The sequence below is a fragment of the Variovorax sp. V118 genome (genome assembly GCF_041154445.1).
GTDB classification, from domain to species: Bacteria; Pseudomonadota; Gammaproteobacteria; order Burkholderiales; family Burkholderiaceae_C; genus Variovorax; species Variovorax boronicumulans.
On sequence record NZ_AP028663.1, the window covers coordinates 1,825,283 to 1,850,257 of the forward strand.

The 24,975-nt window shown below is 69.4% G+C and carries 13 protein-coding genes; 5 read left to right on the forward strand and 8 right to left on the reverse strand.

The window, feature by feature from the left end:
- The gene (locus ACAM52_RS08235) at positions 1-5,004 is read right to left on the reverse strand and encodes an amino acid adenylation domain-containing protein (RefSeq protein WP_369646688.1); all 5,004 of its coding nucleotides are present in this window, start codon (positions 5,002-5,004) and stop codon (positions 1-3) included.
- The gene (locus tag ACAM52_RS08240) at positions 5,001-12,203 is read right to left on the reverse strand and encodes an amino acid adenylation domain-containing protein (RefSeq protein WP_369646689.1); all 7,203 of its coding nucleotides are present in this window, start codon (positions 12,201-12,203) and stop codon (positions 5,001-5,003) included. Before ACAM52_RS08240 ends, ACAM52_RS08235 begins: the two co-directional genes overlap by 4 nt.
- Positions 12,204-13,448: 1,245 nt before the next feature.
- Between ACAM52_RS08240 and ACAM52_RS08245 the strand changes: the two genes are divergently transcribed.
- The 4 genes from ACAM52_RS08245 (at position 13,449) to ACAM52_RS08260 (ending at position 15,926) form a co-directional block, all read left to right on the forward strand.
- On the forward strand, positions 13,449-13,571 hold the full coding sequence (locus ACAM52_RS08245) for a hypothetical protein (protein ID WP_062479916.1): 123 nt from the start codon (positions 13,449-13,451) through the stop codon (positions 13,569-13,571).
- A gap of 35 nt (positions 13,572-13,606) precedes the next feature.
- Positions 13,607-14,710 carry an NAD(P)/FAD-dependent oxidoreductase gene (locus tag ACAM52_RS08250; RefSeq protein ID WP_369646690.1) on the forward strand — a complete coding sequence of 368 codons (1,104 nt, stop codon included), beginning with the start codon at positions 13,607-13,609 and terminating at the stop codon, positions 14,708-14,710.
- A 133-nt stretch (positions 14,711-14,843) separates the two neighbouring features.
- Positions 14,844-15,140, forward strand: coding sequence for a DUF883 family protein (locus ACAM52_RS08255; RefSeq protein ID WP_056580064.1), 297 nt, complete (start codon positions 14,844-14,846; stop codon positions 15,138-15,140).
- 84 nt (positions 15,141-15,224) lie between these two features.
- Positions 15,225-15,926, forward strand: a complete 702-nt coding sequence (locus tag ACAM52_RS08260; protein WP_062479920.1) for a phage holin family protein — start codon at positions 15,225-15,227, stop codon at positions 15,924-15,926.
- Between the two features lie 28 nt (positions 15,927-15,954).
- On the opposite strand, the gene ACAM52_RS08265 is transcribed toward ACAM52_RS08260, so the two are convergent.
- Complete coding sequence (locus tag ACAM52_RS08265; protein WP_369646691.1) at positions 15,955-17,034, reverse strand: quinone-dependent dihydroorotate dehydrogenase; 1,080 nt, start codon at positions 17,032-17,034, stop codon at positions 15,955-15,957.
- Positions 17,035-17,074: 40 nt separating this feature from the next.
- Between ACAM52_RS08265 and rpiA the strand changes: the two genes are divergently transcribed.
- Positions 17,075-17,779: a ribose-5-phosphate isomerase RpiA gene (gene rpiA / locus ACAM52_RS08270; RefSeq protein WP_062479923.1), complete on the forward strand. Its 705-nt coding sequence runs from the start codon at positions 17,075-17,077 to the stop codon at positions 17,777-17,779.
- Between the two features lie 49 nt (positions 17,780-17,828).
- On the opposite strand, the gene ACAM52_RS08275 is transcribed toward rpiA, so the two are convergent.
- The 5 genes from ACAM52_RS08275 to ACAM52_RS08295 all read right to left on the reverse strand — a co-directional run bounded on the left by ACAM52_RS08275 (position 17,829) and on the right by ACAM52_RS08295 (position 24,800).
- The gene (locus tag ACAM52_RS08275; RefSeq protein ID WP_260685265.1) at positions 17,829-18,458 is read right to left on the reverse strand and encodes a glutaredoxin family protein; all 630 of its coding nucleotides are present in this window, start codon (positions 18,456-18,458) and stop codon (positions 17,829-17,831) included.
- 59 nt (positions 18,459-18,517) lie between these two features.
- On the reverse strand, positions 18,518-20,566 hold the full coding sequence (locus tag ACAM52_RS08280) for a M3 family metallopeptidase (RefSeq protein WP_369646692.1): 2,049 nt from the start codon (positions 20,564-20,566) through the stop codon (positions 18,518-18,520).
- 129 nt (positions 20,567-20,695) lie between these two features.
- Positions 20,696-21,547 carry a bifunctional methylenetetrahydrofolate dehydrogenase/methenyltetrahydrofolate cyclohydrolase FolD gene (folD, locus tag ACAM52_RS08285; RefSeq protein ID WP_369646693.1) on the reverse strand — a complete coding sequence of 284 codons (852 nt, stop codon included), beginning with the start codon at positions 21,545-21,547 and terminating at the stop codon, positions 20,696-20,698.
- 80 nt (positions 21,548-21,627) lie between these two features.
- The gene (locus ACAM52_RS08290) at positions 21,628-22,263 is read right to left on the reverse strand and encodes a response regulator transcription factor (RefSeq protein ID WP_056580071.1); all 636 of its coding nucleotides are present in this window, start codon (positions 22,261-22,263) and stop codon (positions 21,628-21,630) included.
- The gene (locus ACAM52_RS08295) at positions 22,260-24,800 is read right to left on the reverse strand and encodes a PAS domain S-box protein (RefSeq protein ID WP_062479933.1); all 2,541 of its coding nucleotides are present in this window, start codon (positions 24,798-24,800) and stop codon (positions 22,260-22,262) included. The genes ACAM52_RS08290 and ACAM52_RS08295 overlap by 4 nt, the downstream gene beginning before the upstream one ends.
- Between the last annotated feature and the right edge of the window lie 175 nt (positions 24,801-24,975).

Below are 24,975 nucleotides of genomic sequence, written 5' to 3' on the forward strand. Positions count from 1 at the left end.
TCACCCCTTGCGCAGCCAGCTGCCGAGTGCGCCGAGCAGCCCGCCGCGCTGTGCATGCGCGGCCGTGCCGGCGGCCAGGTCGGCGAGGTCCGAAGGCACGCCGTGCGGCGTGCCGTGTGCCGAAGACGCGATCTGCCCGAGGTTCTCGAACAGGTAGCGGCGCGGCTCCACGCGGTGCCCCAGCGTCTGCGCCGCCTGCTGCACGGCGCGCAGCACCAGCAGCGAGTCGCCGCCGAGGTCGAAGAAGTTGTCGCTGGCGCGGATTTCGTCGACGTCGATGCCGATCACGTCGGCCCAGATCTGGGCCAGCTGGGCGTGCTCGGGGCTGAGCAGGCTCCGCTTCGCCTCGCGCTCGTCGCCGTTGAGGGGCTCGGCCGGCGCGCCCTTGTCCGCGTCGTCGGCCGCCAGCTTGCGCAGATAGCGCGCGCTGGCCGAGCCTTCGGTGCTGGCGATCTCGGCGAGCGTGGCGTTCGGGTGGTCGGCGACGCGGCCCAGCACCTCGAGATAGCGCTCGCGCAACTGGGCGCCGGTCTCGCGCAGGTACACGTCGGCGTTGTAGAGCAGCGCGCCTTCCAGGCCGTGCGGCTTGTCCATCAGCCACACGCCGACGTCGTCGGTGGCGCCGTGCTGCATCACGTGCACCTGGCGGGTCTGCAGGCTGCCGACGGTGCGTGCGCGTTCGCGGGCGTCCTGGAACGAGAACATCGCCTGGTAGGGCCCCGAGGCCTTGATCTGCCCCGCATAGCCGGGCTCGGCCATCAGGCGCTCGAAAGGCACCTGCTGGTGGTTCATCATCGACAGCAGCTCCTGCTTCACGTAGCGCATGAAGTCGGGCAGCGGCAGCGCCATGTCGACCGCGAGCGAGACCGGCAGCACGTTGTTGAAGAAGCCCATGACGTCTTCCGTCTCGGCCTGCTGGCGCCCGCGCACCGGGTTCGCGATGACGATGGCGTCGTTGCCGGTCGCCTGGGCCATGGTCAGCGCGTAGATGCCGAAGGTCAGCATGCTGAGCGTCACGTCCATGTCGCGCGCCACCTCGCGCAGCCGCTGCGTGCTCTGCAGGTCGATGTGGATCCAGTGCGCACCGCCCTGGCCGCTCTTGCCTGCGCGGCGCGGCATGTCGGTGCGAGGCGGGCGCACGGCCCTGGCGCTGGCGCTGGCGAGCCGGCCGCGCCAGAACGCGAGCTGTTCCTCGCAGGCAGGCTCGGTCAGCCAGGTCTCGAGCCACTCAGCATAGTCGCCGTGGGTGGTGGCGAGCGCGGGCAGGTTGTGCGGACGGCCACGTTCGGCGGCGTCGTAGAACGCGCCCAGCTCGCGCTGCATCAGGTCGAAGGACCAGCCGTCCCAGATCAGGTGATGCGGCACGAACAGGAAGACGTGCTCGTTGTCGTCGAGCTGGAACAGGGTCGCGCGCATCATCGGCGCGCTGTGGATGTCGAGCGGCCGGTCGGCCAGCTCCTGCATCTGCTCGGCCAGCTCGGCCTCGCGCTGGTCTGCGGGCAGTCCGCGCAGGTCGACCAGCGGCAGGGCGAACTCCACCGACGCCGCGATCGATTGAATCGGACGTCCCGTGTCCTCGTCGAAGCCGATGCGCGTGCGCAGCGACGGCTGGCGGCGGATCATTTCGCGCAGCGCGCCTTCGAAGCGCGCGGCGTCGAGCTTGCCGGTGAGCCGCTGGGCCGAGGGCGCGTTGTAGACCGAACGGCCCGTGTACAGCTGCTCCATGAAGCGGATGCGTTCCTGCGAGGGCGTGAGCGGCGCGCTGCGGCGATCGGGGTGGCAGGCAATCGGCGCCTGCAGGCCGACGCCCGCGCCCTGCAGCGCCTCGATGACCGCGGTCAGCTTCTCGGCCGTGGGCGCCTCGAACAGCGCGCGCAGCGGCAGCGTGACCTGGAACTCGCGGCTCAGCAGCGTGGTGAGCCGCGCGGCCAGCAGCGAGTGGCCGCCCATGGTGAAGAAGTTGTCGTGCATGTCCAGGCCCGGCAGGCTCAGCACCTTCTCCATGACCGCGAGCACCTTGCGCTCGTGCGCGTTGCGCGGACCGGCGCCGCGGCGCACCTCGTTGCGTGCCACCGCCTGCGGCGGCGGCAGCGAGACGCGGTCGACCTTGCCGTTGGCCAGCGTGGGCAGGGCGTCGAGCGTCACCACGTGCTGCGGCAGCATGAAGGCCGGCAGGTGCTTGCGCAGGTGCACCATCAGCGCATCGAGGTCGAAGCCGCCGCCGGGCAGCAGCGCCAGGTAGGCCACCAGGCGCACGTCGCCGGGGTTGTCCTCGCGGGCCACGACCACGCTGCGCGAGACGCCGGCCACTTCGCAGCAGCGCACCTCGATCTCGCCGGGCTCGATGCGGTAGCCGCGCACCTTGACCTGGAAGTCGAGCCGGCCGAGGTGGTCGAGCAGCCCGTCGTTGCGCCAGCGGCCGCGGTCGCCGGAGCGGTAGACCTTCTTCGTAGCGCCGAAGATGCGCACCGTGACGAAGCGCTCGGCGGTCAGCGCGGGGCGGTCGAGGTAGCCCAGCGAGACGCCTTCGCCCGCGATGCAGATTTCGCCAGGCACGCCGATCGGGCAGGGCTGCAGGTCGGCGTCGAGGATCCAGATCTCGGTGTTGTCGACGGGCCTGCCGATCGAGATGCCGCGCGAGGCGATCTCTTCGGGACGCACATGCCAGGCCGTGGAGTACACCGTCGTCTCGGTCGGGCCGTAGCCGTTCCACAGGCCTTCCATGCGCTCGCACAGTGCCAGCGCCATGCTCGGGCGCAGCGCCTCGCCGCCGGTCCAGCCGCGAAAGCCGGGCGTGCCGCCGGCCCACTGGGCATCGAGCAGCAGCTGCCACATGCCGGGCGTGGCCTGCAGCAGCGTGATCTGTTCGTCGTCGAGCGCCCGCGACAGGCGGTTGCCGTCCATCGCGACCTCGCGCTGCACCATCACCAGCTCGGCGCCGGCCGCCAGCGGCAGCAGCAGGTCGGGCACGGCCATGTCGAACGACAGCGTGGTGACGGCGGCGATGCGGTCGGACGGGCCGATGCCCGATTCGCGCTGCATCCACTGCAGCAGGTGCGCCACGCCCCGGTGGTGCGCAATGACGCCCTTGGGCAGGCCGGTCGAGCCGGAGGTGTAGATCACATACGCGGCGTCTTCGGATCCGGGGTCGTCGCTGCTCGGCGGCAGCGCGTCACCCGAGAGCTGGCGCCAGGCGGTGTCGCGATCGATCTCGAAGACGCGCTGGTCGGCGTCGGCGCGCCAGTCGCGCGGCGCCACCGCGATGTCGGACGAGGTCAGCATCAGGCTGAGGGTGGCGTCGCTGGCGTAGTGGTCCAGCCGCGCCTGCGGAAATGAGGTGTCCATCGGCACGTAGGACGCCCCCGCCTTGAGGATGCCCAGCATGGCGACGACCATCTCCAGGCTGCGTTCCAGGCACAGGCCCACGCGCCGGCCGCGGCCCACGCCGCGCGCGCGCAGCGCACGCGCCAGGCGGTTGGACAGCGCATCGAGCTCGCCGTAGCTGCAGCTGCGCGCGCCGTCGCGCACCGCCGGGCGGTGCGGCTGCTGCGGCACGCGCGCCACGAAGCCGGCGTGCGCCAGCGGCGCGCCGCGCAGCGGCACGCGTGCGGGCTGCAGCGCCAGCAGCGCACGCGCGGCGCCGGCGGACAGCACGTCGAGCCCGCCGATGGTGTCGTCGGGCTTGTGCGCGGCCGACTGCAGCACGCACTCGAACATGTCGAGCCAGCGCTGCACGCTCACGTCGTCGAACAGGTCGGTGTTGTATTGCGCCTCGACCTGCAGGCTGCCGGCGTGCGGGCGCAGGTTCACGAAGAGTTCGAAGTTCTCGTAGCGCCGGGCGATGGTGTCCTGCACCACGTCGAGGGTGGTGAAGGCCTGCGCGCTGCTCGCCACGTCGGGGTCGACATTGAAGGTCACGCTCACCAGCGGCAGCCGGCTCGGGTCGCGCTCGAGCGACAGCTGGCCCAGCAGCGCGCCATAGGTCAGGGCCTGGTGATCGAAGGCGTCGAGCACGGCGGTGCTGCATTCGTCCATCAGCGCGTCGAAGCGCATGGCCGGGTGCGCGGCGATGCGCAGCGGCAGCAGGTTCACGCAATGGCCGACCAGGCCGGGCACGTCGTGCGCGAGCTGGCCCGAGGTCGGAATGCCGACGACGATGTCTTCCTGGCCCGTGAGGCGGTGCAGCGTCGCCACGAAGCCGCTGAGCAGGCCTGTGAACAGGCTGACGCCGGCCTTGGTGCTCGCGATGCGCACGGCGCCGACCACGCGCCGGTCGAGCAGGCGCTCGGCGCGGCGCGAGTTGAAGGTGCGCGCGGCCGGGCGGGGGCGGTCCAGCGGCAGGTCGAGCACGGGCTGCGTGTTGCCGGCAAAGCGCTCCAGCCAGTAGTCGATGTGCGCCTGCATGTCGGGGCTCGCGGCCGCGACGGCTTCCTCGGCGGCGAAGTCCGCGAAGAGCGGCGCGGCCTTGAGCTTCAGCCCGATGCCGGTTTCCTCGGCATAGAGATGGCCCAGCTGCTCGGTGATGACCGCCCACGACCAGCCGTCGCAGACCACGTGGTGCGCCGACATCACGAGCTCGTGCTCGTCATCGCCCAGGCGGTACAGCACCGCCCGGAACAGCGGCCCGTGCTCGAGCGAGAACGGCGTGCACACCGCCTCGTCGTGGGCCGCGTGCAGCGCCTGGGCGAGGGCTTCGGGCGCGAGCCCGCCCAGGTCCTGGCGGACCAGGTGGCTCCCGGCCGGGGGGCTGACCAGCATGAAGGTGCCGTCCGGCGAGATCGTGGCGCGCAGCGCCTGGTGGCGTTCGAGCAGCCGGTCGGTGGCGCGCGCCAAGGCGTCGCCGTCCAGCGCGCCGCGCAGGCGCAGCACGACCGACTCGTTGTAGGCCATCGAGGCCTCGGGGCTCAGCGTGGCGCCGAGCCAGATTTCGCGCTGCGACTCGGTGGTCGCGATGATGCATTCGACGAGGCCACCGCTCGCGGTGGGCTTGAGTGCGGCGTTCATGCTGCGGCCTTTCCGTTGATGAGGCGCTCGTGCAAGGCGGCGTCTTCGGGTACGTACCAGTACGGCTGGCCGTCGCTGTCGCGGGCCAGCACGCTGCCGTCCTCGACGGGCTTGCGCGCGTCGAAGCGGGTGGGGGCGGGAGCGCGGCGCGGAAGGAAGCCGGATTCCTGCATCTCGGCGACCGATTCCTTGAAGGCGCGCTGCAGGAAGGCGATGTCCTCGGCGCTGTGCGCGCTTGTGAGGAAGCACGGGAAGTTGTCCAGGATGTGCACGCCGCGGCTGCGCATCATGGCGAACAGCAGGTCCTGCAGCGGCTGGTCTTCGAGCCAGCTCACGCGCCACAGCGACGCGAAATGACGGATCTCGATCGGTGCGCCGACCTCCTGGCACCAGCCCGAGAGCTCCGTGGCCATGGCGGTCGTGCTGGCGGTGAGCCCGGCCTGCAGCGCGGGCCCGGCCTCCTTCAGGTGCGTGAGCGAGGCCTTGGCCGCGGCGAGCGCCAGCGGATGGCGCACGAAGGTGCCGGCGAAGTAGGTCACGCCCACGCCCGGGATCGAGTCGTCGCCGTACTGCCAGGCGCCGCCGTCGAGCGCGTCCATGAACTCGCGCTTGCCGGCGATCACGCCGACCGGAAAGCCGCCGCCGATCACCTTGCCGTAGGTGGCGAGGTCGGCGCGCACGCCGAACAGCTCTTGCGCACCGCCCAGCGCGCTGCGAAAGCCGGTGATGACCTCGTCGAAGATGAGGCAGCAGCCATTCTTCGCGGTGACGTCGCGCACGTCGTGCAGGAACTCGCGCGGCTGGAAGTCGGGGCGGCGGCTTTGCACCGGCTCGACCAGCACGGCCGCCAGGTCTGCGGCGTTGTCGCGGATGAAGGCCAGCGCCTCGGGCGTGCCGTAGTCGAGCACGCGGATGTCGCCGAACATGCCGCTCATCACACCCGGCGCGGCCGACAGGCCCTTGCCGCCCTTGCCGGCGCGCACCAGCACTTCGTCGAAGGTGCCGTGGTAGGAGCCCGTGAAGACCACCACCGTGCTGCGGCCGGTGACGGTGCGCGCGATGCGCAGCGCCGCCATCACGGCCTCGGAGCCGGTGTTGCACAGGCCGGCGCGCTCGCTGCCCGTGAGTTCGCAGATGAGGCGCGTCACGTCGGCCGCGAGCGGATGCTGCGGCCCGATCTCGTAGCCCGCGTCGAGCTGGGCCCGCACGGCGTCCTGCACGAAGTCGGGTTGCCAGCCGAACAGGTTCAGCCCGAAGCCGTTGAGTGCGTCGACGTACTCGTTGCCGTCGAGGTCCCACAGCCTGGAACCTTTGGAGCGCTCGATCACGATCTGGTAGGTGATCTCCTTGGTCAGCGGACGGAAGCCGTTGACCACGCGCGGATCGGCCATGTGGGCGCGGTTGTCTTCGGTGAAGCGCTTGCTCTTTGGCGTGCGCTCGACATAGCGCCGCACGAACGTCGCCAGCCGCGCCTTCTGCCGCGCGCTGGGTTCGGCGGTGCGCTGGGTGTGGATGCGGGCGATGGCGCCGAAGGCCTTGTTGACGTCGTAGCGAAGCGGCGCTTCGGCGGGCGGCTGTGGCTGCGCGGCGGGCACGGCCTCGGCCGCCACGGGCATCGCTGCCGCCACCGGCGCGGCGGCGCCGGACAGGAGTGCAAGCTGCTGGCGCATCAGCTCCATCTGTTGCGCGATCACCTGGTTCAGCAGGCCGGTGGGCTGCGCAAGCCCTTGCGGTGGCGTTGGCATCGACACCTGCACGGCGGAGGCCGCAGGCATGGCCGGCATGGCGGGCACAGCCACCGGTTCGGCCTCGGGCGGCAGGCTCTGCAGCAGGTACGCGGCCAGCGCGTCGAAGCTGCGGTAGTTCTCCATCAGCTGACGGAAGCTCAGTTCGACCTTGAAGCGCTTCTTGATCTGCGTGGCGGCCTGGGTCAGCGTGAGCGAGTCCATCCCGATCTCGCCGAACGGGGCCTGGCCCTCGGCCTGCGCCATGTCGATGCCCGAGATGTCTTCGAACAGGGCCCGCAATCGGGCGTCGACCGACGCCGCGCGCGACGCCTCGGACGGCGGGGAAGAAGGCAGAGGAAGGTCAGGCGAGGGCGCTGCAGCGGTCACGATCGGCTCCAATGAAACAGGCAGGACGGGCGCAAGGGCGGGCGACACCGGCGCGGCGGGCGCGATGTCGACCCACAGGCGCTTGCGTTCGAACGGGTAGGTGGGCAGGCACACGCGCCGGGCGCCGGCGCGCGGTGCCAGCAGGGCGAGGTCGACTTCGGCGCCGCAGGTCCACAGGCGCGCGGCGGCCAGGCGCAGGGTCCGGGTCTCGTCGGCCGGCTCGCCGTGCAGCAGCGACACCGCCACCGCGCCGGCCTTCGACGCCGGGGCCAGGCCTGGCAGGCGGTGCTGTCGCACCAGCGCGGCCAGCGTGTTGCGGGGGCCGACTTCCACGAACACCGGATGGGTGGCGTCGTCCGCCGCGCTCTGCAACGCGGGTGAGAAGCGCACGGTGCCGCGCAGGTGCTGCGCCCAGTAGGCCGGGCTCGTGGCCTGCGCGTCTTCGAGCAGGCGACCGGTGAACGTGGAGTAGAGGGGGATCTGCGGCGCGTGCAGCGCCACCTGGCTCACGAGCGCCTCGAAGGGCGCCACCGCGGCGTCCATCATGGCGGAGTGAAAGGCGTGCGAGGTCTGCAACAGCCGGCAGGCGACGCCCTCGGCTTCGAGCGCGGCCTGGAGTTCGGCGATGGCCTCGGTGGGGCCGGCAGCCACGCAGGCGCCGGGTGCGTTCTCCGCGGCGAGCGAGACCTGGGGCGAGGACGCGAGCCGCGAGGCCAGCGCGTCTGCGCCGAGCCGCACCGACAGCATCGTCCCGGCGGGCTGCGCCTGCATGAGCGCGCCGCGGCGGGCAATGAGCCGCGCCGCGTCTTCCAGGCGCATCACGCCGGCGATCACGGCCGCGACGAATTCGCCGACGCTGTGGCCGATCAGCGCGTGCGGGCGCAGGCCCAGTGACAGCAGCCGCCGCGCGAGCGCGTACTCGAGCGTGAAGAGCGCGGGCTGCGTGACGGCTGTCGGCGCGAGCGCCTGCGGGTCGTCTGCGAACAGGCGCTCGCGCAGATCGAAGTCCAGTGCACCCTCGAAGGCGCGCAGGCAGTTGTCGAACGCGGCCGCGAACACCGGGTCGCCCGCATGCAGCGCGCGGCCCATGCCCGGGTACTGCGCGCCCTGGCCCGGGAACATCAGCACGGGCTGCGGCGCGCGCTCGGCGATCCGGTCGCTCACGCGCCATGCCGTGTTCTCCGAGCGCAAGGCCTCGATGGCCTGCGCCGCATCGCCGGCCACCACGGCGCGGCGGAAGGCATGGGCCTTGCGGCCGACGCACAGGGTGAATGCCGCGTCGCCCAGGCAGAGTTCGGGCTGTTCCTCCAGGTGCGTCGCCAGCTGTTGCGTCGCGACCGCCAGCGCGGCCTCCGAGCGGGCCGACAGCGCCAGCACATGGACACCCGGTTGCGTGGTGCGCGCCTGCCGCGCCGGCGCCTCCTCGAGCACGACGTGCGCGTTGGTGCCCCCGACACCGAACGAGCTGACCCCCGCGCGGCGCGGCAGGTCGGCCCGCGGCCACGGCTGCAGCTGGTTGCTGACGTGGAACGGCGTGCGCGCAAAGTCGATCGCCGGGTTCGGCGCCGTGAAGTGCGCGGTGGGCGGAATCAGCTCGTGGTGCAGCGACAGCGCCGTCTTGATGAGGCCGGCGGCGCCCGCGGCCGTGACCATGTGGCCCACGTTGCTCTTGAGCGAGCCCAGCGTGCAGTAGCCCCGCGCGTCAGTGTGCTCGGCGTACGCGACGGCCAGCGCCTCGACCTCGACCGGATCGCCCATCGGCGTGGCCGTGCCGTGCGCTTCCACGTAGGAGATGCTGCGCGCGTCCACGTCCGCCGCGGCCAGCGCGGCGCGGATCACGGCCGCCTGGCCGTCCACGCTGGGCGCGGTGAAGCTGGCCTTGGCGCCGCCGTCGTTGTTGACGCAGGCGCTGCGCAGCACGGCATAGACGGTGTCGCCGTCGGCCTGCGCGTCGGACAGCCGCTTGAGCAGCACCACGGCGGCGCCGTCGCTGAACACGGTGCCCTTGGCCTGCGCGTCGAAGCTGCGCGTGTGGCCGTCGGGCGAGAGCATCGAGCCCTCGTTGTAGAGGTAGCCGCTGCGCGGTGGGCAGGTGACCGAGGCGCCGCCCGCCAGCGCCATGTAGCACTGGCCCGTGCGCAGCGCATGGAAGGCCTGGGCGACCGCGACCAGCGAGGTCGAGCACGCGGTGTTGACGCTCACCGCCGGCCCGCGCAGGTTGAGCCGGTTGGCCACGCGGGTGGTGATGTAGTCCTTCTCGTTGGCCAGCATCACCTGGAACTCGCCGACGGCCTCCACGAGGTCGGGGCGCGAGGCGACGTGGCGCTGGAAGTAGGTCGCGTTGTACGTGCCCGCGTACACGCCCACCGGGCCCGGCGCTTCGTCGGGCACGTAGCCCGCGCGCTCCAGGCACTCCCAGCAGATCTCGAGGAACACGCGGTGCTGCGGGTCCATGAGCGCGGCTTCCTTCGGGCCGATGCCGAAGAAGGCGGCATCGAAGCCCTCGATGCCGTCGATCACGCCGCGTGCCCGCACATAGGCCGGGTCGCGGCGCAGCGACTCGCTGACGCCGGCGTCCAGGCTGGCGTCATCGAAGAAGCTGATGGTGTCGCGCCCGGCGACGAGGTTGTCCCAGAACTGCTCCACATCGCCCGCGCCGGGGAAGCGACCGGCGGTGGCGATGAGAGCGATGGGCTCGGGGACGCTGGCGGCGTCCTCGCGCACGGGCACGGGGTGTGGCGCCTGCGGCGCCTCGCCAGCGGACTGCAGTTGCGCCGCGATGGCGCCCGGCGTCGGGTGGCGAAAGAAGAGGTTGGTCGACAGCGGCGGCGCGCCCTCGCGCTGCAGGTCCGCGAGCACCTGCAGCACCAGCAGCGAGCTGCCGCCCAGGTCGAAGAAGTTGTCGTGGCGCCCGGCCTTGTCGATGCCCAGGGCGCGCGCGAAGGCGTCGCACACCTGCTGCTCGAGCGCGTCGCGCGCGGCCTCGAAAGGCTGCGCGAGTTCGGGGCGCTCGGCGGTTGGTTCGGGCAGGGCGTTGCGGTCGAGCTTGCCGTTGGGCGTGACGGGGAGTTGCGCAAGCCACACCTGCGCCGACGGAAGCATCACCGCGGGCAGGCGGGCCGCCAGGTGCGCGCGCAGCGTGTCCCACGCCAGCTTCTGCGTGCGCGCGACCAGGTAGGCGACCAGGCGCAGCTGGCCGTCGCGACCGGGCCGCGCGATCACCGCGCAGGACTGCACCGCGGGGTGCGCGAGGATGGCCGCCTCGACCTCGCCGGTCTCGATGCGGTGGCCGTGGATCTTGACCTGGCCGTCGATGCGGCCGATGAACTCGAGGGTGCCGTCGGGCAGCCAGCGGGCGAGGTCGCCGGTGCGGTAGAGCCGCTCGCCCGGCGCGCCGAAGGGGTCGGGCACGAAGCGCGCGGCCGTGAGTTCGGGTTGCCCCAGGTACCCGCGCGCCAGGCCGTGTCCGCCGATGCACAGCTCGCCCACGAGTCCGCTGGGAAGCAGCTCGAGCGTCGGGCTCAGCACGCGCAGCACGGTGTCCTTGATCGGGCGCCCGAGCGGTACCGAGCGCGGGCCCGCTGCGATCGCGGCGCGCTCGATGCGATGGGTGGCCGCGAAGGTCGTGCACTCGGTCGGCCCGTAGCCGTTGCTGAGCGTGAGCCTGGGGAGTGCGTCGAGCGCGCGCCGCACATGGGGTACCGACAGCGCCTCGCCGCCGGTGAACAGGTGTGCCAGGCCCGCGAGGTGCTGCGGATCGCCGTCGACCACGGCGTTGAAGAGCGAGGCCGTGAGCCAGGCGGTGTGGACCTCGTGGCGGGCGATGGTGCGCGCGAGGCCGGCGCCGGTGGGTACCCGTTCGCCGTGGATCACGCAGCGCCCGCCGTTGAGCAACGGCCCCCAGACTTCGAGCGTCGCGGCGTCGAAGGCGAGCGGCGCCGCATGCAGCATCGCGCGCCCGGGTGCAAGCTCGATGTAGTCGACATCGACCACCAGCCGCAGGATGGCGCGATGGCCGATTTCGATGCCCTTGGGTACGCCGGTCGAGCCCGAGGTGTACATGAGGTACGCCAGCGATTCGCCGTCGATGGCCGGCGGTGTCCACGGCGCGGGGGCCGCGCCGTCTTCGGGCGCGTCGATCCGCACGGCGGTGCAGTGGGCCGGCACGAGAGAGGCCAGTGCCTCGATCGTCACGACCCGGGTCACGCCGGCCTGGTCGAACATCGTGGCGACGCGTTCGGGCGGAAAGTCGGTGGGTACCGGCACGTAGGCCGCGCCCGCCTTGAGGATGCCGAGCATGGCGACGGTGGCGGCCATCGAGCGCTCGAACACCATCCCGACGGGGTCGCCCGCCTGCACGCCCGCGCGCTGCAGGCGCTGTGCGAGCCGGTCGCTGCGCGCGTCGAGCTCGGCGTAGGTCATCGTTTCGTCGCCTTCCACCAGCGCCACCGCGTCGGGCGTGGCCGCGGCCCGGCGGCCGAACACGGTGGGCACGGTGAGCGACAGGTCGGGCGCGGCGGGCGGCGTGGCCCATGCGGCGAGCTGGTCGCGGCGGTCGACGTCGGGCAGGGCGCGGATGTTGTGGAGCGCTGCACCGGGATGCACCAGCAGATCGGCGGCGGTGTCGGCGATGGCTGCGAGCAGGCGGCTGGCGCAGGGCGCGTCCATCAGGCTCGCGTCGACGTCCAGGTGCAGGCTGGCGGGGAGTGCTGTCCGGGCTTCGAGCCGCAGGGGCAGCAGGGTGTCGGCGGTGTGCGGCGTGGTCCGCCGGTCGAGGTCGAGCTGGGTCAGCCACGCGCTCGCGGTGCCGGGCAGCGACGTCGGCATGCCTTGCGGCCCCGGCAGGGCCGTGCCCAGCCAGCGCGATTGCAGCAGCAACCAGGCACCCACGAAGAGCGTGTCGGGCAGGTACCCCGTGGTGCCCAGCGACGCTTGCCAGCGCTGCGCGAACCCGGCTTCGAGGACCAGCGAGACGCCAAGCCGTTCGCCTGCCGCCGCGCGCGCGGGCGGCGACACGAACAGATCGCCCAGCGCGGCCAGCGAGGCCACGGCGGCCTCCGGCGACGAAGCAATGTGGGTTTCCATGCAATTACCCGGCTGCAGACTGTGAATGGGAAATTCAATTGAAGGAATCGAATTGATTCCAATTGGATTTGGTTCTTGGTTTGTCGCGATCCTATGAACTTGGTGAGCCTTCTGTTTGGCTCTTTTCTCCATGTTTACATTTGGATATAAATATTTCCGAATCGAACTACCTAAGCCATGACATTTGAGGTACCAAGGCCATTTGTGGTGGGCGTTTTGTCACCCCTGTAGGAAGCCATGATGGAACGTCGATTCGAAAAAATGGCCATTCTTCTTCGCTATGTCTGCAGACCTGCGAGTCTGAGTTTCGGCATCAATTCGATGAAAATTTATAAAATCAGACAAGTTTTGACGATCGACAAGAAACTTTTCGCGAATTGAGACAGTTGGAAGGAATCGGCATTCGAGCGTTGAGCACTCAGAATGGGGTAGATATTTTTCTTTTGTGGAATGGTTTTTCGGCTTTTGGTTAATTTGAGGGTGAATTTGAAAATTCTCAAAGGGCCTAAAAAATCTAATGAAAAATGTTACTTGCCATCTGATTTTTGGTGCCTGTGATGCAATTTTTTTCGTGATTCTTGGCGATCATTGAAATTCAAATGATGTCCATTGTTTTAATGAAATAGAGAGCAATGGGGGCGAGGTACTTTCCCCTCTGTCAGCGCACGGAGCGCGGGGATGCATTGCGACAATCGCCGGCGAATTTCGGAAAGGCGGTCGCGCCATGGGTACCGGCATTGATCCCGGTTGATTTCCGTCGCGCCGGCGGGAAGGCCTGAGCCGGGTCGGGGCATCGACGCAGCGGGCCCGTCATTTCGTCCGCAATTCACCGTCGGACCGCGGCGCGAATGCTTTGCGGGCACGGGTTTTTTCAGGCCGGACAGACGGCGTTTTTTCGACGCGACCAGCGGGTCGTGGGGGCCGCGCCGGGCACGCGGTCCCAGGCAGGCGCTTTGTCACGCTCGCATGCACGCCGGGCAGGGCGCATGGCTCCCTCACCAAAGGGCGCTTCGCTCATGTGCGAAGGCACGGCGATGCCTAGACTGGCCCTGCCATGCATCGTCCACTGTGATCCTCCCTGTGTGGTGTGGGAGGGGCGAGGACACAGCAGCGTGCGTGGCCCTGTTGCTGGAGTGCCTGGGCGAAGGCCTTGTCGGTGCGCACCGACGACGCCTTCCGCCACGGGCCGCTTGCAGGCGCGTGAGAACGCGCTAGAACGAAGAGATGGAACGAAGGAGTGCAGCCATGGCCACCCAACCCGATCTTCCGTCTCCGATCACGCCCGACCTGCCGGTCGAGCCCGACGAAGGGCCGGAGCACGCGCCCGACGAGCCCACCGACCCCGAGCCGCCGCCGAGCGCGAGGTAGGCCGAACGCCCGTCGCGCCGCGCTAAGCTCGCGCGATGGATGAAATCGATTGCGCCGTCATCGGTGCCGGCGTGGTGGGTCTGGCCGTGGCGCGCGCATTGGCGCTCGCGGGCCGGGAGGTGCTGGTGCTGGAGTCCGAAGGGGCCATCGGAACGGGAACGAGTTCGCGCAACAGCGAGGTGATCCACGCGGGCATCTATTACCCGCAGGGCTCGCTGAAGGCGACGCTGTGCGTGGAAGGACGCGACGCGCTCTACAGCTACGCGCAGGCACGCGGCGTGCCGCACAGCCGCTGCGGCAAGCTCATCGTGGCGACCTCGGCCGAACAGGTGGGGCAGCTCGACGCGATCCGCGCCAAGGCCGCGGCCAACGGCGTGGACGACCTGGTGCTGCTCACCGCACAGCAAGCCAACGCCATGGAGCCGCAACTGCATTGCGTGGCCGCGCTGCATTCGCCGAGCACGGGCATCGTCGACAGCCACGCGCTGATGCTGGGCCTGCTCGGCGATCTCGAGAACGCGGGCGGCATGCTGGCGCTCAAGTCGCCCATCGAACGCGCCGAATGCGTGGATGGGGCCGTCGTGCTGATCGCCGCCGACGGCACGGCGCTGCGTTGCCGCACCGTGGTCAATGCCGCGGGGCTGGGCGCGCCGGCACTGGCGCGGCGCTTCGAAGGCATGCCGGCGTCGGTGGTGCCGCGCGAGTACTTCGCCAAGGGCAGCTATTTCACGCTCGCGGGCCGCGCGCCTTTCGGCCGACTCATCTATCCCGTGCCGGAGCCGGGCGGGCTCGGCGTGCACCTGACGCTGGACCTCGGCGGGCAGGCCAAGTTCGGGCCCGACGTGCAGTGGGTCGAGGCGGCCGACGACCTCGTGGTCGATCCCGCACGCGGCGAGCGTTTCTACGACGAGGTGCGCAGGTACTGGCCGGCGTTGCCCGACGGCGCGTTGATCCCGGGCTATGCGGGCATGCGCCCGAAGATCTCGGGGCCGGACGCGCCCGCGGCCGACTTCATGATCGCGGGGCCGGCGTCGCATGGGGTGCCGGGGCTGGTCCATCTCTTCGGCATCGAGTCGCCCGGACTCACCAGTTGTCTGGCCATCGGACGGCACGTGGCGGACCTGCTCGCCGACGCCTGATGCATGCACTCGGGCACAACTGAGCACATCTGTCGCGCATGAGGGGCTTTCGAGCCTGTAACATGACAGCACGCCATATGCTGGCGTGAAGCCGCCGGCGCGGTGCCGGTGTCATCACGGAGGAAAGATTCCAATGAGTGCATCCAACAATCTTGAAGCAGCAGCCGAAGACATCGCAAGCGACGTGCGCGGCGTGCTGGCCAGCAAGGACCTGGATTCGGTTCCCCACATCAAGGCGCTGCGCCAACGCATCGACACCAAGCTCGCCATCGCGCGCGAGCTGGCTTCCGAAAAGAGCAAGCTGGCCGCCAAGAAGGCGCGCCAGGCGGCCACCGCCACCAACACCTACGCCCACGACGAACCTTGGCAGGTTGCCGGCGCCGCACTGGCCGTCGGCGTGCTGGTGGGCCTGTTGCTTGGCCGCCGCTGAGCGTCACTGCACCGGCCCGAGCGCGCACCGCCGTCCCTTCGTTCGCCGTTGCCACACTGTGGCCGGTGAGGGCGGAGGCGGCGCATGAGACTGCTGTCCCTGTTCGGGCTCGATGCCCGCATCCGCCGGTTGCGCATCGCCGCCGCCGAAGGTGCGCTGGCGGCCGAGGACCGGGTGCAGTTGCTGCGCATGGCCTGGGAGGACGAGAAGCAGCGCCTGAAGCTGACCCTCGTCCTGGTCGTCGCCGTGCTGGGGCTGACCACCGTGGCGGTGGCACTGCTCTCGATGGCGGTGGTCGTGCATTACTGGGACACGCCGTACCGCGTCACCGCCGCCTGGGTGGTGGCCGGTGTCTGGGCGGTGCTGTGGCTGGCGGCCGTCATCGGCCTGATGCGCAGCCTGAGCAACGCTTCCAACAGCTTCGTTCCGACCTTTCAGGAGTTCGAGCGCGACTGGGCCTGGGTCCAGGACCGCTTCAACCTCGGCAAGGACCCGGAGCTGGACGACGAAGCGCCGCGTCCGCCGCGCCCCGCCACGCGTGAAGAGCTGCTGGCCCGCATGGACCGCCAACGCGAGCGCATCGCCACCCTGCAGGGCGGTCGCGAGACGCAGCCGGCCTCGGGCGAGCCCGTCAATGAATCGGCCGCGGCAACCGCGTTGCGCATTGCGCGCGAACACCCGGTGGCCGCCGGGGTGGTCGCTGCCGCTGCTGTGGCGGTGATCCGTCCGAAGCGGCTGCTGCGCTGGGCCACGGTCATTGCACCGGTGCTCTGGCGCATGCGCTGAGCCACCGGCAGCAAAGAGAAGAACCGGCTCAGGCCTTGCGACGATCCCGTTGCAGCGCCTGGGCCGTTTCGCGGACCAGCCCGGGGCCGCGATAGATCAGGCCGGTGTAGATCTGCACCACGTCCGCGCCCGCGGCGATCTTGGCCTTGGCATCCGCCGCACTCAGGATGCCGCCCACCCCGATGATCGGAAAGTCTTTGCCCAGCGCCGCGCGCAGTTGCGCGATCACGCGGTTGCTGGCTTCGCGCACCGGCGCGCCCGAGAGGCCGCCGGCTTCCTGCGCGTGCGGCAGGCCGGCCACGGCGTCGCGTGCGAGCGTGGTGTTGGTGGCGATCACGCCGTCCATGCCGTGGCGCTGCAGCGTGGCGGCAATCACCGCGACCTGGGCGTCGTCGAGGTCGGGGGCGATCTTCACGAACAGCGGCGCGCGCTTGCCGTGGCGCGTGGCCAGCGCTTCACGCCGCTCGGCCACGGCGCCCAGCAGGGCGTCGAGTGCTTCGTCGCTCTGCAGCGAGCGCAGGTTGGCCGTGTTGGGGCTGGAGATGTTGATCGTCACGTAGTCCGCGTGCGGGTAGACGCCGTCCAGGCAGGCCAGGTAGTCGTCCACCGCGCGCTCGATCGGCGTGGCCGCGTTCTTGCCGATGTTCAGGCCCAGCAGCATGGGCGACTTGCCGCCGCCGGCCTGCTTGCGGAAACGGGCCTTCTGCACGTTGGCCAGGAAGGCGTCGAGTCCTTCGTTGTTGAAACCGAGGCGGTTGATCAGCGCGTCGCGCTGCGGCAGGCGGAACATGCGCGGCTTCGGGTTGCCGGGCTGGCCCTTGGGCGTGACCGTGCCGACCTCGACGAAACCGAAGCCCATGGCCGCGAAGGCGTCGATGCAGCGCGCGTTCTTGTCCAGCCCGGCGGCCAGGCCGACGCGGTTGGGGAAATTCAGGCCTGCCAGCTGGATCGGGTCTTCGACGCGCGTCGCCGCGTAGGCGCAGGCCAAGGGCGTGTTCTGGGTGCGGGCCAGGCCGTCGAGGGTGATTTCATGGGCGTGCTCGGGGTCGAAACCGAACAGAAAAGGGCGGGCCAGGCTATAGAGCGAAGAGGGCAACAGCAGGGGCATCGGATAATTCTCGACTTCAATGAGCCAAGGATTCTCCGCGATGACCGCACCCGCCTCCCCAACCCCTCTTTCCCAGGATGAACTCAAGGCCCAGGTCGGCCTTGCCGCGCTGGCCTACGTGGTCAAGGGCGAGATCGTCGGCGTGGGCACCGGCTCCACGGTCAACAAGTTCATCGACGCGCTGGCCACGATCAAGGACGAGATCAAGGGCGCCGTCTCCAGCTCGGTCGCGTCCACCGAGCGCCTGCGCGCGCTGGGCATCCCGGTGTTCGACAGCAACGAGGTGGAAGAACTGGCCGTCTACATCGACGGCGCCGACGAGATCGACCACCGGGGCTTCATGGTGAAGGGCGGCGGCGCGGCGCTCACGCGCGAGAAGATCGTCGCGGCGCAGTCCAAGCGCTTCGTCTGCATCGCCGACGCCTCCAAGCTGGTCGAGACGCTCGGCGCGTTTCCGCTGCCGGTGGAAGTGATCCCGATGGCCGCGCGCCGCGTGATGCGTCAGTTCGCTGGCCTGGGCGGCATCGCCCAGGTGCGCGAGAAAGACGGCCTGCCGCTGGTGACCGACAACGGCCAGCACATCGTCGACGTGACCGGCCTGCGGATCACCGACCCGCGCGCCTTCGAGTCCGAAGTGAGCCAGTGGCCCGGCGTGGTGACGGTGGGAGTCTTCGCCCACCAGAAGGCCGACGTGTGCCTGCTGGGCACGGCGTCGGGCGTGAAGACGTTGCAGTTCGCCGGCTGAACGGCGGCGATGCAGCACGGGGAGCACGGGGGCGGGTCCCCCGTCGTTCCTAGAACTTGATGCCGGCCGGGTTGTTCGGGCCTGGTGCGTTCGAGGGCGGTGCCGGCGCGGGGTTCGGCGGCTGCAGGGGCGTGTCGGTGGCACGGGGCGCGGCCGCCGCCGGTGCCTGCTGCGCGACGAGCGGACGCGCGGCGGGCGGGCGGTAGCCCGGGGGCAGGCTGTTGCTCTTGGGATAGCCGGCCGCATCGAGGTAGCGCGACCATTCCACATCCGAGAAGCCCTTGAGCTGCTGCGACCCGACGGTCAGCAGCGGCAACGCGTTCTGTCCGCTCAGGCGCTGCAGGGCGTCGACGTCCTCGTTGCTCTTGATGGTGCGTTCCTCGAAGGGAATGCCGCGCGTGGTGAGCAGCGTGCGCGCCTCGTTGCAGGGGCTGCAGCCCTCGCCGCTGTAGAGCGTGACGGGGTAGCGCTGTGCCACCTGGCGCAATTCGTAGGGAAGCCCGCTGTTCGTCGGCGCGTTGACGCCGGCGGGCTGGGGCCCGCCCGTTGGCGCGTTGGTGACGACGGGGGGCTGGTCCGAGAACGTGACCTTGCCGTTCTTGTCGACCTGGCGGTAGACCGCCTGTGCCAGCACGCTGGCGGTCGACAGCACGAGGACCAGGCCGATCAGGCCGCGCATCGGGAGTTTGTAAAAAGTCGGATACATATCTCCCGAGTATCGCAAGCTTCAGCGCCGTATCAAGCGGGCTGGGCCTGAGCCATGCCCTGATGTCGCAGCAGCGCATCAAGCTGCGGCTCGCGGCCCCGGAAGGCCTTGAACGAATCCATGGCGCTGCGGCTGCCGCCGGCCTCCAGGATGGCCTGGCGGTATCGGCGGCCGGTCTCGATGTTGGGCTCGCCGTCGGCGCCCACGGTTTCCTCGAAGGCCGCGTAGGCGTCGGCGCTCAGCACCTCGGCCCACTTGTAGCTGTAGTAGCCGGCCGCGTAGCCGCCCGAGAAGATGTGGCTGAAGGTGTTCGGCGTGCGGCTGAAGGGCGGCGAGGGCATCACGGCCACTTCGGCGCGCACCTGGCCGAGCAGCGCCATCACGGCGCCCGGTGCGGCGGCGGCGGCCTGGTGCTCGGTGTGCAGCAGCATGTCGAACAGCGAGAACTCGATCTGGCGCAGCGTCTGCAGCCCGCTCTGGAAGTTCTTGGCGGCGGTCATCTTGTCGAACAGCGCGCGCGGCAGCGGCTCGCCGGTGTCGACGTGGGCCGTCATGTGGGCGAGCACGTCCCACTCCCAGCAGAAGTTTTCCATGAACTGGCTCGGCAGCTCGACCGCGTCCCACTCGACGCCGCTGATGCCCGACACGTCGCGCTCGTTCACCTGCGTGAGCATGTGGTGCAGGCCGTGGCCGAACTCGTGGAAGAGGGTGGTCACGTCGTCGTGCGTGAGCAGCGGCGGCTTGCCGTCGACGCCACTGGCGAAGTTGCACACCAGCTGCGCGACCGGCGTCTGCAGCACGCCGTCGTCGGGGCGCAGCCAGCGGGCGCGCACGTCGTCCATCCAGGCGCCGCCGCGCTTGGCGGCGCGGGCGGAGGGATCGAGGTAGAACTGGCCGACCTTCTGGCCGGCGCGCTCGATGCGGTAGAACTCGACGCTCGGATGCCAGGTGGGTGCGCTGTCGCGGCGGATCGACACTTCGAACAGCGTCTCGACGATCTTGAACAGGCCCGCCATCACCTTGGGCGCGGGGAAGTACTGCTTCACCTCCTGCTCGCTGAAGGCGTAGCGCGCTTCCTTGAGCTTCTCGCCGACGTAGGTCCAGTCCCAGGCCTGTGGGTCGACGAGGTTCAGCTGCTCGGCCGCGAAGGCGCGCAGGTCGGCCAGGTCGCGCTCGCCGTAGGGCTTGGCCTTGGCGGCGAGGTCGCGCAGGAACTTGACGACCTGCTCGGGCGATTCGGCCATCTTGGGCACGACCGAGAGTTCGCCGAAATTCTTGTAGCCCAGCAGCTTCGATTCTTCCTCGCGCAGCGCGAGGATCTCGGTGATGAGCGCGGTGTTGTCGAACTTCGGATCGCCGAGTTCGCTGGCGCGCGTGACGTAGGCGCGGTACAGGGTTTCGCGCAGTGCGCTGCTCTTGGCGAACTGCATCACCGGCAGGTAGCACGGCATCTTGAGCGTGAGCTTGTAGCCCTTCTTGCCTTCGGCCTCGGCGGCCGCGCGCGCGGCGCTCACCACGTCTTCGGGCACACCGTCGAGTTCACCGAGCTGCGCGTAGTGCGCGAAGGCGTCGGTGGCGTCGAGGGCGTTTTCGCTGAACTTCTGGCTCAGTTCGGCCTGGCGTTCCTGGATGTCGGCAAAGCGCTGCTTGGCCTCGCCCTGCAGCTCGGCGCCGCCGAGCACGAAGTTGCGCACGGCGTTCTTGTGCGCCTGGCGCTGCTCGGGATTGAGCGTGGCCGGGTCGATGGCCTTGTACTTGGCGTACAGGCGCTCGTCGGAACCCAGGCGCGTCCAGAAGGCGGTGACGCGCGGCATGGCCTCGTTGTAGGCGGCGCGCAGCTCGGGCGTGTCGGCCACGGCATTGAGGTGGCCCACGGCGCCCCAGGCGCGGCTGAAACGTTCGGAGGCCACGTCGAGCACCTTGGAGATCGCGATCCAGTCGGCCGGGAATTCGGGCGCCGTCACCGTCTGCAGCGCGGCCTCGGCATCGGCCAGCAGCGCGTCGACCGCGGGCGACACGTGTTCGGGCTTGATGCGGTCGAACAGGGGGAGGTCGGTGAAGTCGAGGAGCGGATTGGTCATGTGAAAGATCCTGGGCGAGCGTAGCGAAGCCATTTCGGGAACCACCGCGGAACCGGCTTTGCCGGGCCGCCGGTGGTGCCCCTTGAGGGGGAGGCGGCTACACGCAGTGAGCCAACAACGGGGTGTTTCTTATCTTGCGGCGCGTTCGGCCGCTTCAAGGGTGTTGACCAGAAGCATGGCGCGCGTCATCGGGCCGACGCCGCCGGGCACGGGGGTGATCCAGCCGGCCACTTCCTTCACGCCGTCGAAATCGACGTCGCCGGCCAGCTTGCCGTCCGCCTTGCGGTTCATGCCCACGTCGATGACGACGGCGCCGGGCTTCACCATGTCGGCGGTCAGCAGGTCGAGCTTGCCCACGGCGGCGACGACCACGTCGGCCTGGCGCGTGAGGGCGCCCAGGTCTTGCGTGGCGCTATGGCAGACGGTGACGGTGGCGCTCTTGGCCAGCAGCATCATGGCCATCGGCTTGCCGACGATGTTGCTGCGACCGATGACCACGGCGTGCTTGCCGCGCAGGTCGTAGCCGATCGATTCGAGCATCTTCATGCAGCCGTGCGGCGTGCAGGGCCAGAAGCCCGGGGCGCCGGTCATCAGCGCGCCGGCGCTGGCCACGTGGAAGCCGTCGACGTCCTTGGCGGGCGAGATGGTCTCGATGACCTTCTGGCTGTCCATGTGCTTGGGCAACGGCAACTGAACGAGGATGCCGTGCACCTTGGGGTCGTCGTTGAGGGCACGGATGCGCGCCAGCAGGTCGGCCTCGCTCAGGTCGGCGGGGTAGGTCTCGAGCGTGGCCGAGAGGCCGGTCTCGGTGCTGTCGTTGACCTTGTGCTTGGTGTAGACCTGGCTCGCCGGATCGCTGCCCACCAGGATGATGGACAGGGCCGGGTTCACGCCGCGGGCCTTCAGCGCAGCGGTGCGGCCGGACACCTCGGCGCGGATGGTTTTGGCGAGGGCGTTGCCGTCGATCAGTTGGGCGGTCATCGGTTTTGATTTTCCAAGTAAAAACGCCCGCTTGCGCAGGCGTGGGGAAGGTGCGTGGCTATCGCAGGGATAGCTGCAGCTCAGGAGGCCTTGGCGGCTGGGGCCGCTTGCCCGAGCGCGATCTTGAGCAGATCGGCCACGGTGTTGGCGTTGAGCTTTTCCATGATGTTGGCGCGGTGCGCCTCCACCGTCTTGATGCTGATGCCCAGGTCGTCGGCGATCTGCTTGTTCAGGCGGCCGGCGACGATGCGCTCGAGCACCTGCGCCTCGCGGCCGGTGAGCTTGGACAGCAGTGCGTCTCGGCTGGCCGACTGCTGGTGCTGCGTGAAGGCGCCGCGTGCGTGCTCGAGCATGCGCTCGACCAGCGACACCAACTCTTCGTCGTTGAAGGGCTTCTGGATGAAATCCATCGCGCCCTTCTTCATGCTGTCGACCGCCATCGGCACGTCGCCGTGGCCGGTGATGACCACGATCGGCAACGGAGAGCGCCGTTCGATCAGCCGATCCTGCAATTCGAGGCCGGTCATGCCGGCCATGCGGATATCGACGATCAGACAGGCGACTTCGCGCGGGTCGTATCGGGAGAGAAAGGATTCGGCGGACTCGAAACAGCGGACTCTGTAGTCCTTGCCTTCGAGCAGCCATTGCAGCGAATCGCGTACGGCTTCGTCGTCATCGACGACATAGACCGTGCCCTTCTTCGGAATCAAACTCATGCAGGTACCTTTGCCTCGTCGCTTGCTACGGAACTGATAGCGTCCAACACCGGAATCCAGAAGGAAAAACGGCATCCGATCACATCCGGGCCATTGTAGATGTTCTCCGCCTGCATCCGGCCGCGGTGCGACTCGACGATGGTGCGGCACAGGTTGAGGCCGATGCCCATGCCCTCGGGCTTGGTGGAGAAGAAGGCCTCGTAGAGCCGGTCCATGACCTCGGGGGAGAGCCCTTTGCCCGTGTCCTGCACCGAGAACTCGATGGCATTGTGCCCCTCGATCACCTTGGGCAGCACGCGCAGCTCGACGCTGCGTCGCGCCAGCGGGCGGTCGGCGATGTCGATGGATTCGGCCGCGTTCTTCAGCAGGTTGACCATCACCTGCTCGATGAGGATCGGGTCGACGCGCACCACCGGCAGCCGCGCGGCCACGTAGTGGTTCAGGCGCACGTTGCGCCGGCGCAGCTCGATGCCCGCGAGTTCGACCGCCTCGCTCACCATGGTGGCGACGTCGGCTGGTGTGCGGTTGGGTTCGCTGCGCTTCACGAAGGAGCGGATGCGCTGGATGATCTGGCCCGCGCGCTGCGCCTGCTTCGAGGTTTTTTCGAGCGCGGCCAGCAGGGCGTCGTTGTCGATCGTCTGCCCCTTGATGCGCGACATCATCCCGTTGCAGTAGTTGGCGATGGCGGTGAGCGGCTGGTTCAACTCGTGTGCCACGCTCGACGCCATTTCGCCCATGGTGATCAGGCGGCTCGCGGCCTGGGCCTTGTCGGCCTGCGCGGCGGCCTGCTCTTCGGCGTCGCGGCGCGGCGTGATGTCGGTGGCGATCACCAGCTGCGCCAGGCGGCCGTCGACCCAGGTCAGGTAGCGCGAGCGCACCTCGAGCCACTTGCCCAGGTGCGGCACGAAGATCTCGTTGTTCGCGGTCTGGGCGGCGGTGAGGGTGTCGATGGGCAGGCCGGCGTAGGGGTCGACGTCGTCCAGGCCTTCGTCGTGCGCGTTCGACGGCGGCACGCCGGCCTGCGCCACCATGCCCAGATGGCCCACGGTGTCGGAGCCGAACCACAGGCGGTACAGCTTGTTGGCGAACAGCAGTTCTTCGCTGCCGATGGGCGCTACCGACACGGCGGCGTCGAGCGCCTCGAGCACGGTGGTGAAGCGTTCGTACGAGGCGGACAGCTGCTCGCGGATGCGCGTCGGCTCGGTGATGTCGGTCATCGACGTCATCCAGCCGGTCTGGTGGCCGCGCGCGTCGATCAGCGGCGACACGTACAGGCGGGCGTTGAACACGCTGCCGTTCTTGCGCTTCACGCGCACCTGGAAGCCGCCGGGCAGGGCGCGACCGTGCAGTTCTTCTTCGAGGCGCTCGTTCATCACCTCGCGGTCGGATTCGAGCCAATAGGGGAAGGGCGGCGTCTGGCCGACGAGTTCGTCTTCGCTCCAGCCCGTCATGGCGCAGAACGCGGCGTTCACGTAGGTGATGCGGCCTTGCAGGTCGAGCACGCGCATGCCGGTGAGCATGGAGTTTTCCATCGCGCGGCGGAAGTTGGTTTCGGCCACCAGCCGCTGCTGCGCCTGCAGGCGTCGCCGCGTGTGGCGCCAGGTGCCGATCAGCATCCAGCTGGTCATCACGCTGAGCGCGCACACGAGCCAGAAGAGGCCGTTGCCCACCACGCCCTGCGAGGTGCGGTAGGCCTGCGCGCGCAGCATCAGCGCATTGCCCACGGGCGACACCGGCACTTCGTATTCGTTGGTGGCTTCGGTCCAGGGCAGCAGGCGGGTGCCGCTGTTCTTCAGCGGCGTGGTGTTGCCGGCGATGACGTTGCCCTTGGCGTCGAGCAGCGAGACGGCATAGCGCGCCTGCACCTCGGAGGGCATGCCGTAGCGCAGCAGGCCGTCGATGGAGAACTCGCCGAGCACGACGCCCGCGAACAGGCCCTGGTCGAACAGCGGGATGTGCAGCTGCAGCATCGCGGCCGGTTCGCCGCCGGCCACGGGTTGCGAGTACACCGGCTGGCGCAACTCGCGCGCCAGCGCGTAGTTGCTTTCGATGTCGCCGGGACGCAGCACGTCGCCGATCAGGTGCTGTTGCGCCGGATGCACGCTGGGCGCGGCATAGCCGGCCTTGAAGCGGCGGCGGTCGTCGATCCAGCTGATGGTCTGCAGCTCGGGGAACTGGCTCACCAGCGACTCGGCGCGGCTCGTGAACTCGACCGGGTCGATCTCGCGGTTGGAGGCATCGCGCGCGATGCGCATCAGCTGTTCCTGCCGCTCCAGCAGGCGCAGGCGCATGCGCTGTTGCGCGTACTCGACATCGCGCCGCACCGACTCCTGCTCGCGCTCGACTTCTTCGGAGCGCAGGTACCAGAACGCCGACACGATGGCCGCGAGAAACAGCAGCACGGCCGCCATCGGCGCGAGCATTGCGACGGCGTCCTGCAGCACGGGTGTCTGCTTGCGCCACCACGTGCGCCACCAGGACAGCGGCGAGGCTTTGACGGCACTGCGGGCAACCGCGAGCGGGGAGGAAAGGGGCATGGGCGGAGTTTAGGTGATGGCCCTCGCGGGCAAGAGGCCCTGCCGGGGACGTGCTTCCTTAGTATTTCATAATAAGAAATAAACAAGCACTATTTGAAATAGGGAAACTTCTATGCGAAACTCCGGCGCGCTCGGTGCCCAGCGCACTAAATTACAGCCACAGCCCTAAAAGGAG